We start from the raw sequence: 16,591 nt of genomic DNA, 5'->3' as shown, positions 1-16,591 counted from the left end.
TCCGAGGTGCAACTGACGAGCGCGATGGTGAGGCAGGCAGCCAGAGTCCACCGGAACATCACGAGGAGCTCCGGATCTGGGGCATGAGCAACTGCGGCTTGATGTCCAGGTGAGGCTCGATGATTGCGTCGTATTGCCCATTGGTGATGCGGGCCAGATTTCGCAATGAGGGGGAGTGCAGGTCCCAATACCCCGAATGAGCCTGCACCACGTGCCGGCTCCCCGCCGAAAACACCCGCCCCCCGAACCCCGCATCCCCCGGATCCCGGGTGAATCGCCCCAGCATCGCCACCGGATCGTTGGGGTCCTCCCCCACCCATACCCGCTCCGCTCCCACCTTCAGATCCCGCGCATGCTCCACCCCCACCCCCGGGCTGCCCACGAACACGAACTCGTCGGCGAGCCTCCCTGGCCGCAGCAGCGCGGCCTTGCCCGACACCAGGGACCCGTACGAATGCCCGAGCACCACGTACCGCGCCCCCTCACCCCCGGTGGCACGCAGGCCGTCGGAGAACGCCGCCAGCTCCACGGCTCCCCTTTCGGCGGGTGCGTCGGAGGCGACGGAGGCGGGTGGGTCCAGGAGGTTCTCCAGTTGTGGCGGGTCGTAGCCGAGCCAGGCGATCGAGGCGATCGCCCGTTTCCCGGCGGTGGCCTGGGCTTGCTGCCACAGGACGCGGGCGCGGTCGATGTCGCCGGCGAAGCCGCCGAGTTCGGTGTTCAGCCCTGGCACGTAGGTGACGATGGTGTCGGCGGCGTCGGGGTCGCCCCAGGAGACGACGAGCCGGCCGGTGCCGTGGAGGTCGAAGGCGAGCAGGAGGGCGGGCGGGTGGCCGTCGCGTCCGCCGGCGGCGAGTGCCCGTTCGATCATGGCGATGTTGCGCAGGAGCCTGCCGGCCTGGTCGCGGGTGATCAGGGAGCGGGGGGCGGCTAGGGCCGACAGGTCTTCGAGGATGCCGGTGAGCTGCTCCAGCTCTGCTTCGAGGCGTCGTTTCTCGGCGGCGAGGAAGGCGCGGTTGGCCTGGTCGCGGGTGGCGGCGGGCAGGCCGTTGAGTGAGCCGATTCCCGGCAGGCGAGTGAGGCGTTCCTGGACGGCGGCGGGCAGGCGGTGCCACCAGGCGTGGACGCGGGCGGCGAGGCCGGGGTCGCGGCGGGCCAGGAGCTGGGTGAGGGCGGCGGGGTCGCCGGAGGCGACCTTGGCCAGGAGGGTGTCGGGGTCGGTCGCGGTGGCGTAGCCGCCGAACAGGTCGAAGGCGACGGAGTCTGGGGGCAGCCAGGGTGTGTCGCGCTGGATGCGGGCCAGGCGGCGGCGCAGGTCGGGCGCCTGGGTGCCGGACCATTGGCCGGCCGCGGCGATGGTCCAGCCGGGTGAGGCGGGCTGGCCGGTGGCGGACAGCAGGGCGCGGACGCGGGCTCCGGCGGCGGGCAGGCGTTCTGCGGCCTGGTCGAGCATGGTGACGAGGCCGCGCATGGCCTGGGTGTCGATGCCGCGGAAGGGTCCGTGGGTGGCGGAGACGATGGAGACCTGGGTGGCGATCGAGGGGGCGGCGGGTGTGGGTCCGCCGCGCCGTACGACTTCGCCGGCGAGGGCGGCGAGCGCCATCGTGAAGGCGGACTGGATCGAGGTGCGATGGGTGGCGAGCGAGGCGGTGAAGTGGGGCGCGCCGCCGCCCACCCACGCGCTGGCGGCCATGACACGGGTCGCGGCGTCGAGGTCGGCGGCGTGCTCGGTGGCGAGCGCGGCAACCGCTCGAAAGGCCTCCATAGCATCTGACATGGTCGCTTCAGCATCGCAAAGCGTCCGCGGGCCGGGCAGCGGAACGGCGGTTCGTGGGGGAATGTGATCTAGCGGAAAGCGTGGGTGATGTGCTTGGTTTTGCAGCTATATGGAGCTCAACGAGAGTGATATTCCCGCCCTCGCGCGTGGTTGTGCCGTCCTGGGGACGGGCGGCGGCGGTGATGTGCGCGTGGGCGCGCTGGCCGCGACCAGGGCGATCCGCGAGCACGGGCCGGTGCGGGTCGTGCGGATCCAGGATCTGGCCGATGACGAGCTGATCGTGCCGCTGTCGGGCATCGGCGCGCCCACGGTGAGCCATGAGATGCCGCACGGCGAGGCGGAGGCGCATCGGATCGTCGAGGAGGTCGAGAAGATCTTCGGAAGGCGCCCGGCCGCGATCATGTCCAGCGAGATCGGCGGCTCCAACGGGGTCGCGCCGGTGGCCTGGGCCGCGCAGCTGGGCCTGCCGCTGCTCGACGCCGACGCCATGGGCCGGGCCTTCCCCGAGGTCCAGATGGTGTCGATGTACGTGAAGGGCCTGCCCGCCGACCTCGTGATCATGGCGGACGTGGTCGGGAACGTCACGACGATCCGCCCGGTCGACGGCCTGTGGTCGGAACGTATCGCCCGCGCGGTCTGCGTGGCCGCCGGGTCCAGCGCGCTGATGGCCGACTACGTGCTCACCGCCGCGCGGGCGCGCGGCGCGGTCATCGAGGGCACGATCGGCAGGGCGCTGCGGATCGGCCGCCACCAGGTGCTGGAGGCGCTCCAGGAGGAGCTCGGCGCCATCAGGCTGATCACCGGCAAGCTGACCGACATCGAGCGGCGCACGGAGGGCGGGTTCGTGCGCGGCTCGGCCACGATCGAGGGCACCGGCGCCGACAGGGGCCGCGGCCTGCTGCTGGAGCTGCAGAACGAGAACCTGGTGGCCATCGAGGACGGCGAGGTCAGGGCGATGGTCCCCGACCTGATCGCGGTGGTCGACACCGAGACCGCCGCCGCGATCCAGACCGAGGCGCTGCGATACGGCCAGCGGGTGACCGTGCTGGCGTGGGCGTGCGACCCGATCTGGCGTACGGCACGCGGCCTGGAGGTCGCCGGGCCACGCGCGTTCGGCTACGACCTGGAGTATCGACCCGTGGGGGCCGGCGCATGAGTCTCAGAATCGGCCTGGACGTGGGTGGCACCAACACCGACGCGGTCGTGCTCGACCACGAGGACCGCCTGGTCGCCAAGGCCAAGCGTCCCACGACCCCCGACGTGACAGTCGGCCTGCTCGCCGCCCTCGACGCGGTCCTGGGCGCGGTCGAGCCGGCGGCGGTCACCCGGATCATGCTCGGCACCACTCACGCCACCAACGCGATCCTGGAGCGCCGCGGCCTGGGCAGGGTGGCGGTGATCCGGCTGGGCGCCCCCGCGACCACCTCGGTGCCGCCTCTGTCGGACTGGCCGGACGACCTGCGCGCGACGGTCTCGGCGGGCGAGGCGGTGCTGCCGGGCGGCCACTTCGTGGACGGCTACCCGATCAGCGCGCTCGACCTCGGCGCCGTGCGCCGTTTCCTCGACGGCCGTGACGCCGGCGCGGTCGCGGTGACCGGCGTGTTCAGCCCCGCGAGCGCCGAGCAGGAGCAGGCCGTGGCCGAGCTCGTGACGCGTGAGTACGGCCTGCCGGTCAGCCTCAGCCACGAGCTGGGCTCCCTCGGCCTCCTGGAGCGCGAGAACGCCACGGTCCTCAACGCCGCCCTGTACGGCGTGGCGGAGCGGGTGACCGGCGCCCTGACCTCCGCGCTGGAGTCCAGGGGCCTGTCGGCCCTGCCGTACCTGGCGCAGAACGACGGCACGCTGATGACGCTGGAGCAGGCCAGGAGGCTGCCGGTCTCCACGATCGGCTCGGGCCCCGCCAACTCCCTGCGCGGCGCGGCGTTCCTGTCGGGCGCGCAGGACGCGATCGTGGCCGACGTGGGCGGCACCTCGACCGACCTGGGTGTGCTCGTCGGCGGGTTCCCGCGAGAGTCGACCGCGGCGACGGAGATCGGCGGCGTGCTCACCAACTTCCGCATGCCCGACATCCTGGCGATCGCCCTCGGCGGCGGCAGCATCGTCGGCCCAGGCCCGAGCGTGGGGCCGGAGTCGGTGGGCTACCGGATCGCGGAGCTGGCCCTGGCCTTCGGCGGCGGCGTGCCGACGTTGACGGACGCGGGCATCCTGGCCGGGCGTGCCCAGGAGCTGGGAGGCGCTTGGAAGGCGGGGGAGTTCGAACTCCTCCTGTCCGAGGCGCTCAAGATCTCCGACGCCATGGTCGAGGACGCCGTGGACCGCATGACGCTGGGCCGTACCGGCAGGCCGCTGGTCGCGGTCGGCGGCGGCGCGTTCCTGCTGCCCGCGTCGATCCCGGGTGTCAGTGATGTGCTCCGCCCGCGGCACGCCGAAGTGGCCAATGCCGTCGGAGCGGCGATCGCCCTGGCGAGCGGGAGAGTCGATACGATCTTGCCTGCGGGCCAAAACAGAGCAGAACGCATCGAAGCGGCAAAAACCGAAGCTGCCGCGAGAGCCGTACAGGCGGGTGCCGACCCCGGAGGGGTCGAGATCGTGGACCTGTACGAGATCCCGCTCAGCTATCTGTCGGAGCCCGCGGTGCGCCTGCACGTGAAAGCGGCAGGCCCGCTGAAACCGAACCGGTGAAAGGACCCCCGATGCGCTGGCACCAGGGACTGCTCGTCGGCGTCGTCGCCTTAACCCTGTCCGCGTGCGCGGGCGGCCAGGTGCGCGGTGCCGACCGGAGCCCCCAACCCGCGGCCGACACCACCGCGCCGACGGCCCAGACGACCCAGAACGCCCAGACGACCCCGGCGGCTCAGGCCAACGACAAGACCTTCGTCTACGCCCCCAACCTCGACGTCGTCACCGACTGGGACCCGGCGACCTCGTACTCCAACGAGATCATCGCCATGGCGAACATCTACGAGAGCCTGACCAGGTACAACGCCCAGACCCAGAAGGCCGAGCCGAAACTCGCGACCGAGTGGACCGCGTCGGCCGACGGCAAGGAGTGGACCTTCAAGCTCCGCGAGGGCGTGACGTTCCACACCGGCAAGCCGCTGACCGCCGAGGTCGCCAAGCAGGCCATCGAGCGCACGATCAAGCTCAACGGCGGCGCCGCGTACATCTGGGCGCCGGTCAAGACGATCGCGGCGCCCGACCCGCTCACGCTCACCTTCTCCCTGAAGTACGCGGCCCCGCTGGACCTGGTCGCCTCCTCCGGCTACGCCTCCTACATCTACGACCCCGACGGCGTCTCGCCCGACGGCGACAAGGACGGCGGCAGCGGCCCCTACACGATCGACCAGTGGGCCAAGGGCAAGGAGACCGAGCTCACCCTCAAGGCCTACGACGGCTACTGGGGCGGCTGGAAGCCCGAGCAGTACAGGAAGGTCGCCTTCCGGGTCACCGAGCAGGTCAACACCGCCTGGCAGCTGCTGCAGAGCGGAGAGGTCAGCTTCGTGCCGCGCCTCAACCCGCAGCTGTTCCAGCAGGCCTCCGGCACGCAGGGGGTGCAGACCGCCTCGACGCCGTCGTTCCAGAACCTGCTCCTGCTGTTCAACACCGAGAAGCTCGACCCGGAGGTACGGCAGGCGCTCCAGCACGCCATCGACTACGACGGCCTGGTCGCGGCGCTGAAGGGCGCCGGGGTCAAGGCGAGCGGCCTGGTGCCGCCCGGCCTGCTGGGCCACACGCCCGGCAAGGAGCCGGTGTACGACATGGACAAGGCGCACGAGCTGCTGCAGAAGCGCGGCTTCGGCGTCGACGGCACGGAGCTGGAGCTCAGCCTCACCTACGCCCAGGGCGACGACGACCAGAAGCTGCTGGTCACCCTGCTGACGTCGGCGCTCAAGAAGGTCAACGTGACCGTGAAGGCCAAGCCGATGCAGTGGAGCGCCCAGTGGGACCAGGGCAAGAAGGGCGGCCAGGACATCTTCGTCATGTACTGGTACCCCGACTACGCCGACGCCTACTCGTGGTTCTACAACATGTTCAGGACGGAGAAGGAGACCAGCTTCAACCTCTCGTACCTGAAGGACAAGGAGATCGACAAGCTCATCGCGGGGTTGCCCGCGCTGACCGCTGTCGACCAGGTCAAGGCGCACGAGGCCTATGCCGACCTGCAGCGCAGGATCCTCGACGAGCAGGCCGCCGCGGCCGTGCCGTACGTGCAGACCTACCAGCGGGCGCTGGGCGCGGACGTGAAGGGGTACGTGGACAACCCGGCCTATCCGAACGTGGTGTTCTTCTACGACGTGACCTCCCCCTGATGGTCGGTTACCTGATCCGCCGGCTCGGCCAGGCCCTCCTGGTCGTGGCCGGCGTGGTCACGCTCACCTTCGTGATCATGAGGCTGGTGCCGGGCGATCCCGCGGTCGCCTACGCCGGCCCCAAGGCCACGCCCGAGCAGCTCGCGGCCGCCCGCGAGCGGTTCGGGCTGGACGATCCGCTGGCCGTCCAGCTGGTCGCCTATCTGCGCGACCTGCTGACCGGTGACTGGGGGACCAGCCTGCACTCGCGGCAGCCGGTGCTCGATGACCTGGCGCTGGCCTTTCCCGCCTCGCTCGAACTGGTCGGGACCGCGCTGGTGATCGCCGTCGCGGTGGGGTTGCCCGTGGGCGTGCTCGCCGCCCGCTTCAAGACGAGATTTCCTGACTTCGTGGTGCGGGTGGGCTCGATGCTCGCCGTCTCCTTCCCCGTCTTCTGGCTCGCCCTGGCCGTCCAGACGATCTTCGCGACCGGCCTCGGCTGGTTCCCCGTGGCGGGGGAGTACGACGGCGACCTCGACACCGCCAGCCCGCTCACCCTCTGGACCAACATCACCGTCGTCGACGCCCTGATCACCGGGAACTGGCCGATTCTCACCAGCACCCTGTGGCACCTCGTGCTGCCCGCCCTCGTGGTCGCCGCCTACCCCGCCGGGGTCATCGCCCAGCTGACCAGGGCCGCCCTCATCGAGGAGTCGACGCAGGACCACGCCAGGCTCGCCCGCGCGCTGGGCTTCCGCGAGAGCACGATCCTGACCCGCTTCTCCTTACGCGCCGCGCTCAACCCGGTGCTCGCGCTGATCGCCCTGGTCTTCGCCTACTCGATCGTCAACGGCTTCCTGGTCGAGGCGATCTTCAACTGGCCGGGGCTCGGCCGCTACGCCACCACCTCCATTCGCTCCCACGACACCCCGGCCATCGCGGGGGTCACGCTGCTGGTGGCCGTCGTCTACGTGCTGGCCAACCTGGTGGTGGACCTCCTGCAAGGCGTCGTCGACCCGCGGGCGCGTGCGCGATGAGGCGGCTCGGAGCGTTCCTGCTCGCCCTGATCGTGCTGGCCTCCCTCGCCGCGCCCTGGCTGGCGCCCTACCCCGAGGACGCCGTCGACCCGCTCAGCAGCCTCCTGCCGCCCAGCCCTGAGCACTGGTTCGGCACCGACCAGGCCGGGCGCGACATCTTCTCGCGCGTGCTGTACGGCGGGCAGACCTCCCTGCTGATCGCCATCGCCGTCCTGGGCAGCTCCGCCCTGGTCGGGGTCGCGCTCGGCATGACCGCCGGATACGCGGGCGGCTGGCTGCGCGACGTGATCATGCGTGTCACGGACATCTTCCTCGCCTTCCCCGCGCTGCTGCTGTCGGTCGCGCTCGCCGTCGTCCTGGACCCCACCGTGACCACGGTGATCGTGGCCATCGCCGCGACCTGGTGGCCCTGGTACGCCCGGCTCTCGATGTCGGTGGCCGCCTCCGTCTCCACCCGCCCGTACGTCGACGCCGCCCGCTGCCTGGGCGTGCCCGCCCCGCTGATCGTCGTACGGCACGTCCTGCCCAACTCCCTCACCCCCGTCCTGGTCCAGCTCTCGCTCGACGCCGGAGGGGTCATCCTGACCGCCGCCGCCCTGTCGTACCTGGGCCTGGGCGCCCAGGACCCGATCGCGGAATGGGGGCTGATGGTCGAGCAGGGCCAGTCGCTCATCTCCACGAACTGGTGGGTGGTCACCTTCCCCGGCCTGGCGATCGTGCTGACCGCCTTCGCCTTCAACGTGCTGGGCGAAGGCCTGCGCAACGCCCTCGACCCGCGCAGGACGGTGATCAAATGATCGAGGTCAGCGACCTGGAGGTCAGGTACGGCACGCACGTGGCCGCCAGCGTGCCCGCTCTGACCGTACGGCCCGGCGAATGCGTGGCGATCGTGGGGGAGAGCGGCTCGGGAAAGAGCTCCACCCTCATGGCCCTGCTCGGCCTGGCCGAGGCGTCGGGGAACGTCACGATCTGCGGCGTCGACGTGCTCAGGGCGGGCCCCAGGGAGCTGCGGCGGCTCAGAGGCTCCAAGGCCGCCCTCGTCATGCAGTCGCCCCAGGCCGCCCTGCCGCCCACCACCCGCCTGGGCGCCTTCATGCGCCGCGCGCTCAAACTGCACGGCGTGCGGGCGTCGATGGAGGAGGCCATGCGTGCCGTACTCCTGGACCCCGCGCTGCTGAGGCGCTACCCGCACGAGATCTCCGGCGGCCAGGCGCAACGGTTCGCCATCGCCCTGGCCATCGCGCTCGGCGCCGAGGTGATCCTCGCCGACGAGCCGACCAGCGCCCTCGACGTGACCGTCCAGGCCGAGGTGATCGCCGTGCTGCAGCGCCTGCGCGCCGAGCGGGACCTGGCGGTGCTGATGGTCTCCCACGACCTGGCCCTGGTCTCCACGATCGCCGACCGCATCGTGGTGATGAAGGACGGGCAGGTCGTCGGCACGCTCACCCACCCCTACACCCGACAGGAGCTGGAGGCGGTGTTCGGTGCTCAAGGCTGAGAACGTCACCCTGGCCTACGGCCGTACGCCCGTGGTCCATGACGTCACCCTGGAGATCACCCCGGGCGGCGTCGGGCTCATCGGCGAGAGCGGCTCGGGCAAGACGACCCTCGCGCGTGCCTTCCTGGGCCTGCTCAAGCCGGTCAAGGGCGTGATCCTGTACGGCGGGCGACCGTTGACGGACCTGCGCGCCTTTCGCCGTGAGGTGCAGCCGGTCTTCCAGGCCGAATCGCTCGACCCCCGCATGAGGGTCGGCCGCAGCATCGCCGAGGCCCGCCCGGCGATGCCCGTGGCCTCGCTGATGGAGGCCGTCGGCCTCGACCCCGCCCTGGCCGGCCGCCGCCCCCACGAGCTGTCAGGCGGGCAGCGGCAGCGCGTGGTGATCGCCAGGGCCCTGGCCGTCGAGCCGAGGCTGCTCATCCTCGACGAGCCGACCAGCGCCCTTGACGTCACCGTCCAGGCCAGGATCCTGGAGCTGCTCGCCGGGCTGGAAACCGAGCGGCTGCTGATCACCCACAACCTGGCCGTGGTCTCACGGCTGTGCCGTACCTCCCACGTGCTGTTCGCCGGTCGCGTGGTGGAGTCGGGGCCCACCGCGGAGCTGCTGGCGCGGCCGATGCACCCGTACACCAGGGCGCTGCGCGAGGCCGTGCCGGAGCTCGGCGGCAGCCCGCCCGCGGCCACCGGGGCCGAGCCGGTGACCGCCGCCACGGGATGCGCCTACCGGCTGCGCTGCCCGCTGGCCGTACCCGCCTGCGAGGAACGGCCGGAGCCGGTCGCGATCGGTGACAGGCGGGTCGCCTGCCACCGGGCTACAGAGCTCTGAGCCCGCTGATCACGTCGAGCAGGATGTGCGGGTCCGACATGGGAGCGGGCAGCTCGACCTTGACCAGTTCCTGGGCGTGCAGATCCCCCACCAGCACGCGCACGACCCCGATGGGCAGGCCGAGCTCGGCGGCCACGTCGACCAGCCGCGTCGGCCTGATGCACTTCTGCAGGATGATGTGGTGCTCAGGCCCGAGCCCTCCGGGCGGCGCGAAACCGCCCACCGTCGTGATCACGGCGATGAGGTCGATGGCGGCGGTGGCCGGTACCGTACGGCCGCGCGTCAGCAGGTAGGCAGGGACGATCGGACCCGCGTCCTCGTCCAGCCAGCGTTCGTCACTCATGGACCACCACCTCGACCTCGGTGGGGACGGGGATGATCACATGTGCAGCGGGGATCAGCACGATGGCGGTGGTCCCTCCATATGGTGAACCGCGCAACGTCACGCGGATATCGTGTCTGGCGGCCAACCGGCCGACCACGAACAGCCCCAGCTGGTCGCCGTCGTGCAAAGCGTCGAACTCCGGCGGCGCGGCCAGCAGGGCGTTGTGATGGGCGAGTTCCGCCTCGCCCATCCCCAGCCCGCGATCCTCGACCACGACGGCGAATCCGTGGGCGGCGTTCTCGCCCCGGACGGTCACGGGCGCGGTCGGCGGGGAGAAGACGGTGGCGTTCTCGATCAGCTCGGCGATGAGGTGGATGGTGTCGGCCACGACCGCGCCGTCGAGGCACAGCCCTGGCATCTCCTCGACGTTGACCCTCGGGTAGTCCTCGACCTCGGCGGTGGCGCCGCGCACCACGTCGAGCAGCCGCACCGGCTTGCTCCAGCCGCGGCCCGGGGTGGCGCCCGACAGGATGATCAGGCTCTCGGCGTGCCTGCGCATCCGCGTCGTCAGGTGATCGAGACGGAACAGGTCGTCGAGCGTGCCAGGCTCCGTGGCGCGGTGCTGCATGCTCTCCAGCTGGATGCGCTGGCGGTGCAGCAGCGCCTGGCTGCGGCGCGACAGGTTGCGGAAGACCTGGCGCACCCCCTCGCGCAGCTGCGCCTGGCCGACGGCCGCCTCCACGGCCGTGCTCTGCACGGTGGCGAAAGCCGTACCGACGTCCTTGATCTCCGTCGTCGTGCTGCGCACCGTGATCGCGGGCGCCTCCACCTCGGCGCCCTCGCGGAGCCTGGCCACGACCTGCGGCAGCCGCTCCTCGGCCACCTCCAGGGCGGCCCTGCGCAGCTCGGCCAGCTCCTTGGACAGCCGGCTCGCCTGCCGCAGCGAGATGAAGATCGAGAGCATGACGAGCACGGCCCCGATGCCGCCCAGCAGGAAGGCGCGCATCATCACGGCGTCGGCCACCGGCACCGCGCGGCCGGCCAGCAGCGAGCTGGCGTGCATCTCGGCCTCGCCGAACGCCTCCACCAGCTCCTTGCTGACCACCGGCCAGTCGACGGGCACCCGCCCGTCGATGATCTGCTCCTCCATGACCCGCAGCCGCAGGTACTCCGGCGAGGCGATGATGCCCACCTGGATGTCGCGCAGCTCCGGGTCGAGCTCGGCCAGCGACTGGTCGATGAGGAACCGCCGGTTGCCGACGATCTGGGTGAAGGCGGTGCGCTCCTGCTCGCTCGTCGGGCCCGCCCCGATCGCCTGCTCACGGGTGAGCAGCTCCTTGGCGAACCCGAGGTTGATGACCAGCCGAGACTGCTCGTAGATGGGGATGTCGTTGATCAACGCGACGCTGCGGTGCAGCCCGAACAGCGCGTCGACCATGTCGCTGTAGGACTCGACCGCCGCGTACCTGCCGATGAGGCGCTCCGACACCTCGCCGCGCAGCACGTCGAGCCGGGCGACCTGGATGAGTACCTCGTCGACCTCGGCGGCGTACGCGCTCCTGGACTCCGCCGAGCGGGTGAGGAAACGCTCGCGGGCCTCGTCGGTGGCGCTGTGCTGCAGCAGGAAGGCCTGGCGGGCGGCGGGCTGGCCGGTGCGCAGGAGACGGACGGCGGCCAGGCGCTCACGCTGGAGCTCGGCCCCCAGCCGGTAGGCCGGGTGGCGCAGGTTGCTCCAGAGCGTCTGGTAGGCCCTCAGCTCCAGGCTCTCGTGCGCGCTCACCGCTGACAGGACACCCCACAGGACGAGCATCGAAACGATCGGGACCAAGAGCAAGCCGACGATCTTCGTTCTGATCGTTCGGCTACGGCCCATGGGCACCCCCAGTTTTGGACCTCACGAGAATAGCAAGTTGATCACCAGAAGTCCCGATTTTTCGGCACTTGTGCGGTAGGTTGCGGCACATCATGAAGGCCCGCCTCGTCGCCCTCGTGCTCGCCCTCCTCATGGCCGGCTGCAGCGCCGCCCCCACCGTGGAGCCGCAGCGGCGACCCACCGCACGCACGCCCGCCTTCGTGTACGTCGAGAACGTCGACGTGATCAGCGACTGGGACCCCGCCACCGCCTACTCCAACGAGATCGTGGCCTTCCAGAACATCTACGAGACGCTCACCCTCTGGAACCCCGTCTCCAAGAAGGCCGCACCCCGCCTGGCCACCTCGTGGAAGGCCAGCACCGACGGCAAGACCTGGTCCTTCAAACTCCGCCCCGGCGTACGCTTCCACACCGGCAGAGCGCTCGACGCCGCCGCCGTCAAGGAAGCCGTCGAACGCACCATGTCGAGCAACGGCGAACCCGGCTACATCTGGGGCCCCGTCTCCTCCGTCGTCGTCGACGACCCGCTCACCGTCACCTTCGTCCTCAAGTACGCCGTGCCGTTCGACCTCGTCGTCGCCTCCACCTACGCCGCCTACATCTACGACCCCGCCGGCATCGACCCGGCAGGCAAGAAGGACGGCGGCACCGGGCCCTACACCGTCTCCACCTGGACCAAGGGCGCCGCCGACGAACTCGTCCTGACCGCCTTCGACGGCTACTGGGGAGGCTGGGAGCGGCCCCACTACCGCAAGATCACCTTCCGCGTCGTGCCCAGCACCCAGGACCAGTGGACCGGGCTGCTCACCGGCGAAGTCACCTTCGTGCCGCGCATCAACAGATTCAGGTACGGCAGAGCCGCGCGCATGGGCGGCCTGCGCACCTCCCGCGCGCCCTCCTACCAGGTGCTCACGCTGCTGTTCAACACCCGCCTCGGCCCGCTCACCGATGTGCGCATCCGCAAGGCGCTCCAGCGGGCCATCGACTACTCCGGCCTGACACGCAAACTCGCCGGCGCCGTCACCCCGGCCAGCGGCATCATCCCCGAAGGCCTGCCCGGCCACGTCAAGCGCCGCGCACCACGCCAGAACCTCCAGGCCGCCACCCGGCTGCTCACCGCCGCGGGCTACGGGCCGGGCGGGCGACCCCTCACCCTCTCACTCACCTACGCGGAAGGCGACGAAGACCAGCAGCAGCTCGTCACCTCGCTGCGCCGCACAATGCGCGCACTCAACGTCACCCTCGACGCCCGCGCCATGCCCTGGCTCGAACAATGGGAACAGGGCAAGCAGGGCGGGCAGGACATCTTCGTCATGTACTGGTGGCCCGACTACGCCGACGCCTACTCCTACTTCGGGCCTGTCTTCCGCAGCGCCGACCCGCCCGTGTTCAACCTCACCTACCTGCAGGACCCGCAGATCGACGCGCTCATCGACTCGCTTCCGGAACTCACCGCCGTCGACGCCGCCTCGGCCGAGCGCGCCTACGCCGAGCTCACACGGCTGCTGCTCGACGTGAAAGCGGTCGCCGTCGTGCCCTGGGTCGTCACCTACAACCGGTCCTACGCCGCAGGAGTGCAGGGCTACCACGACAACCCCGCCTACCCGGACGTGGTCTTCGTCTACGACCTACGCCCCTCCGCCTGACTCCCGCGCATCGTCCGCGGCCCGCTCACGCAGCTTGAGCCGGATCTCCTCAGGGGTGTACGCCCGGCGCCGCCGCTCGGCCCGCGCGATCACCACCCCGGTCGCCGCCACGCCCGCGACCCCCGCCAGCCCGAGTATCTTCCACCAACGACCTCGCATCTGCTTAGGCTAGCGGTGTGCTGACACTCGACGAAGCCGTCAACGAGACCCGCACCGGCGATCTTTGGATCTTCCGTGGCCGCTCCGTGCCCGACCGCGCCATCCAGACGATGACCAACAGCCCGGTCAACCACGTCGGCATGGCCATCGTCGTCGAGGACCTGCCACCCATGATGTGGCATGCGGAGCTCGGCAAGTCGCTGCTCGACCTGTGGTCGGGCACCCACCACCGCGGCGTGCAACTCCACGACCTGCGCTCGGCGGTGCTCGTGTGGGGCAACAGGTACGGCCAGCGCGCGTGGCTGCGGCAACTGGAACCGCTCGCCACCGCCGAGATGGAGGACGCGGCGCTGCGCACCGTCGCCCGGCTCGACGGCACCCCGTTCCCCTCCACCGCCCGCCTCGCCACCCGCTGGGCCCGCGGCCGCCTCCCCCAGCTCCGGCGCCCGCCGCGCGAGCGGGTGCTGGAAAGCGCCTACTGCGCGGAGGTGGTGGCGGTGACGTACGAGGCGATGGGGCTGCTCGAGGGCGGGCGCAAGGCCAACTGGTACGACCCGGGGCGCTTCTGGAGCGGAGACGACCTGGAACTGACGGGGGGCTACAAGCTGGGCAACGAGATCACCGTGGGCGTCCCCCACAGCATGGTCCCTCCCCGGTAAAAGGAACTCACTCCCTCCCCATCAACAACTCCGCCAGTTCCCTCCGATCCCGCGCCCCCGTCCGCTCGTACACCGCCCCCAGGGTGTTGGCCACCGTCCGCACCGACAGCACCAGCCGCTCGGCGATCTCCCGGTTGCTCAGCCCCTGCGCCGCCAGCAGGGCCATCTCCCGCTGCCGTGGCGTGAGGTCCGGCAGCTCCAGCCCCATCAGGGCGGGCGTCCGCACGCCCTGGCATGCCTGCGCCACCTGCCAGGCGCGGGTTTCGGCGGCGCGGGCGGCGCGGGTGGCGCCGGCGCGGCGGTAGGCGACGGCCGCCTGGGCGTACGCCTCGGCGGCGTACAGCACGCAGCCGAGCCGCTCGAACTCTCCTCCGACCTCCACCAGGGCGCCGCCGTCTCGCGCGTGGGCGTGCCGGACGAAGGCGGACAGCAGCGGCCCTTCGGCGCGCGAGGCGTCCAGGCGGGCCGCGACGAGTGCCGGCTGCCCGAGCCGTACGACGTCGTGCAGGGCGAACGCCTCGTAGCACGGCAGGGTTGTGGAGGCGAGCGCCAGCGACGCCGACACCGCGCCCGACAGGTCGCCGCGTGCGGCCAGGGACCACACGCGGGCGCTCTCCAGGGGGAAGACGTACGGCGGCCCGACGGGCAGGGCCATCGCGTCGGCGCGTTCGAGGGTTTCCGCGGCGCCGGCGGCGTCGCCGAGCAGGGCCTGGGCGTGGGCGAGTTCGCCGAGGCAGGGTCCGGCGAGCGGACCGCGTTCGGGCAGGGAGGCGCAGACCTCGCGGGCACGGTCGTGCGCTTCGCGGACCCGGCCGCGCATGCGCAGGACGCGGGCCTGCTGGGCGCCGAACTGGTGGATCACGCGGGGCCAGGCGCCGAACTCGCCGCCGAGCCGCAGGCCTTCGTCGGCGGCGCGGGCGGCGGCTTGGAGGTCGCCGAGCACGAGGTGCGCCTGGGCGACGCTGTCGAGGAGGCTGGAGGTGAGGCTGGGCAGACCGTGCGGCTCGCGGGCGATGTCGGCGGCGGTCGCGGCGGACTGCTCCAGGCACTCGGACGGGCGCGCCTGGTAGAGGAGGATCGCGGCGCGCGTGACGCCGTGGGCGCGGGCGCCGCGCGAGCCGTGGGCGAGGTCGTAGGCGATGATGCGCCGCATGAGGGTCTCGGCGCCCGCCAGGTCGCCGGCGGCGGCGGTGAGGGAGGCGCGGGTGCCGAGCAGGCCGAGGGCCAGTTCGGGGTCGCCGGGGCGCACGCTGTCGATGAGGGCGAAGGCGTCGTCGACGCGGCCGAGGCCGAAGAAGAGGTTGAAGGCCCGGTGCACGGTGCAGTCGATGCGCTGCTCGGGGGAGAGGCCGAGGCGGTCGGCTGAGGCGAAGACCTGCTCGGACTCGTCGTACTTGTCGCTGTAGAAGAGCACGGTGGCCAGGGCGAGGCCGGCCGCGGCTCCGCCTCCCGCCTCGACGGCGGCCCGGGCCAGGCGCAGGGCCAGCCGCAGGTCGCGTGTCACCCGCGCCCTGTCGCATCCGGCGAGCAGCAGGCCGGGGTCGGCGGGTGCGCCGCTGTCGAGGCGCCAGACGGCCACGCGCAGCACGTCTTCACGTCGCCGCTGCCCGGCCGCCGCGACGGCGTCGGCCAGGCGGCGCATCAGGCCGCGAGCGCGCAGCAGCCCGCATCCCGAGCGGATCACCTCGCCGTAGAGCGGGTGCGCGAGGCGTACCTGCAGGCGTTTGCCGTCGCGGTCGACGGCCACGAGCGACCGGTCCTCCAGGCGCTCCACCGCGGCCTCGGAAGCCAGGTCGGCCAGCAGGTCGGCGCCGAGCGGCTCGCCGTACGCGAGGAACTCCAGCACCTCGCGCTCGTCGCCGGTCAGCTCGCCGATGCGGCCGGCGATGGCCTCGCGCAGCGACGGGGTCATGGTGGCCTCGCCGCGCCAGCGCCACACGCCGCCGTCGCAGGCCAGCAGCCCTGACAGCACCAGTTCGCGCAGCCACAGCGTGTTGCCGTCGCTGGCGCGCCACAGCCGCGAGACTGCCGTGGGCTCGACGGGGCCGCGCAGGGCCGCGGCCAGCAGCTCGGCGGTCTCCTCCTCGGTGAGCGGGCTCAGGTCGAGGCGGGGCAGCAGGTCGTCCTTCCACAACGCCTGCACCGCGTCGGGGGCGGGCGTCTCGGTGCGTACGGTCACCACGACTTTCGTACGGCGGTGCACGACGAGGTGGTGCAGCAGAGCGGCGGAGGCGGAGTCGAGCAGGTGGGCGTCGTCGACGACCACGAGGGGCGCCTTGATCGCGGCGGCGGCCCATCCCAGAGGGTTGCCCCGCGGTGGTTCGGCGGGCAGGAGCGTGGCGAAGGCGCCCAGCGGCAGCGCGGCGGCGGCCTCGGTGGCGCGCACCCAGGCGGCGGGGACGGGAGCCTGTCCGAGCGCGTGGGAGACCAGACGGCTCTTGCCCGCGCCGGGCGGACCGGCCACGACGATGCCGTGAGATGCCGACCTGATCGCCGAGACCTGGC

Annotated in this window: 14 protein-coding genes; 9 read left to right on the top strand and 5 right to left on the bottom strand. The window is 71.7% G+C overall.

Annotated elements, in window-relative coordinates; translation table 11 throughout:
- Positions 1 to 58: 58 nt before the first annotated feature.
- Positions 59 to 1,762, bottom strand: coding sequence for an alpha/beta hydrolase (locus HNR30_RS24430; RefSeq protein WP_181612367.1), 1,704 nt, complete (start codon positions 1,760 to 1,762; stop codon positions 59 to 61).
- Between the two features lie 121 nt (positions 1,763 to 1,883).
- Here HNR30_RS24430 and HNR30_RS24425 point away from each other — a divergent pair, with 121 nt between their 5' ends.
- Genes HNR30_RS24425 through HNR30_RS24395 form a run of 7 tightly spaced genes read left to right on the top strand, consistent with a single transcriptional unit; the run spans position 1,884 to position 9,424 of the window.
- Positions 1,884 to 2,930 (top strand): S-methyl thiohydantoin desulfurase family protein, encoded by a 1,047-nt coding sequence (locus HNR30_RS24425; protein ID WP_181612366.1) that lies wholly within the window; start codon positions 1,884 to 1,886, stop codon positions 2,928 to 2,930.
- Positions 2,927 to 4,456 (top strand): hydantoinase/oxoprolinase family protein, encoded by a 1,530-nt coding sequence (locus tag HNR30_RS24420; RefSeq protein WP_181612365.1) that lies wholly within the window; start codon positions 2,927 to 2,929, stop codon positions 4,454 to 4,456. The genes HNR30_RS24425 and HNR30_RS24420 overlap by 4 nt, the downstream gene beginning before the upstream one ends.
- Positions 4,457 to 4,467: 11 nt before the next feature.
- Positions 4,468 to 6,084 (top strand): ABC transporter substrate-binding protein, encoded by a 1,617-nt coding sequence (locus tag HNR30_RS24415; protein WP_181612364.1) that lies wholly within the window; start codon positions 4,468 to 4,470, stop codon positions 6,082 to 6,084.
- Positions 6,084 to 7,100, top strand: coding sequence for an ABC transporter permease (locus HNR30_RS24410; RefSeq protein ID WP_181612363.1), 1,017 nt, complete (start codon positions 6,084 to 6,086; stop codon positions 7,098 to 7,100). The genes HNR30_RS24415 and HNR30_RS24410 overlap by 1 nt, the downstream gene beginning before the upstream one ends.
- Entirely contained in the window at positions 7,097 to 7,897 is an 801-nt protein-coding gene (locus HNR30_RS24405; RefSeq protein WP_181612362.1) for an ABC transporter permease, read from the top strand. The genes HNR30_RS24410 and HNR30_RS24405 overlap by 4 nt, the downstream gene beginning before the upstream one ends.
- Positions 7,894 to 8,598, top strand: coding sequence for an ATP-binding cassette domain-containing protein (locus HNR30_RS24400; protein ID WP_181612361.1), 705 nt, complete (start codon positions 7,894 to 7,896; stop codon positions 8,596 to 8,598). The genes HNR30_RS24405 and HNR30_RS24400 overlap by 4 nt, the downstream gene beginning before the upstream one ends.
- Complete coding sequence (locus HNR30_RS24395) at positions 8,585 to 9,424, top strand: ABC transporter ATP-binding protein (RefSeq protein ID WP_181612360.1); 840 nt, start codon at positions 8,585 to 8,587, stop codon at positions 9,422 to 9,424. The genes HNR30_RS24400 and HNR30_RS24395 overlap by 14 nt, the downstream gene beginning before the upstream one ends.
- Here HNR30_RS24395 and HNR30_RS24390 read toward each other — a convergent pair.
- Positions 9,411 to 9,767: a DUF742 domain-containing protein gene (locus tag HNR30_RS24390; RefSeq protein WP_181612359.1), complete on the bottom strand. Its 357-nt coding sequence runs from the start codon at positions 9,765 to 9,767 to the stop codon at positions 9,411 to 9,413. The genes HNR30_RS24395 and HNR30_RS24390 overlap by 14 nt on opposite strands.
- On the bottom strand, positions 9,760 to 11,583 hold the full coding sequence (locus HNR30_RS24385) for a sensor histidine kinase (protein ID WP_246379140.1): 1,824 nt from the start codon (positions 11,581 to 11,583) through the stop codon (positions 9,760 to 9,762). The genes HNR30_RS24390 and HNR30_RS24385 overlap by 8 nt, the downstream gene beginning before the upstream one ends.
- A gap of 131 nt (positions 11,584 to 11,714) precedes the next feature.
- On the opposite strand from HNR30_RS24385, the gene HNR30_RS24380 reads away from it, so the two are divergent.
- On the top strand, positions 11,715 to 13,268 hold the full coding sequence (locus HNR30_RS24380) for an ABC transporter substrate-binding protein (protein ID WP_181612357.1): 1,554 nt from the start codon (positions 11,715 to 11,717) through the stop codon (positions 13,266 to 13,268).
- On the opposite strand, the gene HNR30_RS24375 is transcribed toward HNR30_RS24380, so the two are convergent.
- The gene (locus HNR30_RS24375) at positions 13,251 to 13,427 is read right to left on the bottom strand and encodes a hypothetical protein (protein WP_181612356.1); all 177 of its coding nucleotides are present in this window, start codon (positions 13,425 to 13,427) and stop codon (positions 13,251 to 13,253) included. The two genes, HNR30_RS24380 and HNR30_RS24375, sit on opposite strands and share 18 nt — an antisense overlap.
- 20 nt (positions 13,428 to 13,447) lie before the next feature.
- On the opposite strand from HNR30_RS24375, the gene HNR30_RS24370 reads away from it, so the two are divergent.
- Complete coding sequence (locus HNR30_RS24370) at positions 13,448 to 14,086, top strand: hypothetical protein (protein ID WP_220134040.1); 639 nt, start codon at positions 13,448 to 13,450, stop codon at positions 14,084 to 14,086.
- Positions 14,087 to 14,093: 7 nt separating this feature from the next.
- Here HNR30_RS24370 and HNR30_RS50270 read toward each other — a convergent pair whose 3' ends face one another.
- Positions 14,094 to 16,550 (bottom strand): helix-turn-helix transcriptional regulator, encoded by a 2,457-nt coding sequence (locus HNR30_RS50270; RefSeq protein WP_181612354.1) that lies wholly within the window; start codon positions 16,548 to 16,550, stop codon positions 14,094 to 14,096.
- Positions 16,551 to 16,591 lie beyond the last annotated feature (41 nt).

The organism is Nonomuraea soli (assembly GCF_013761175.1).
Classification (GTDB): Bacteria; Actinomycetota; Actinomycetes; order Streptosporangiales; family Streptosporangiaceae; genus Nonomuraea; species Nonomuraea soli.
Note: the sequence above shows the minus strand (reverse complement) of the source record. Positions and strands in the feature narration are given on the sequence as shown.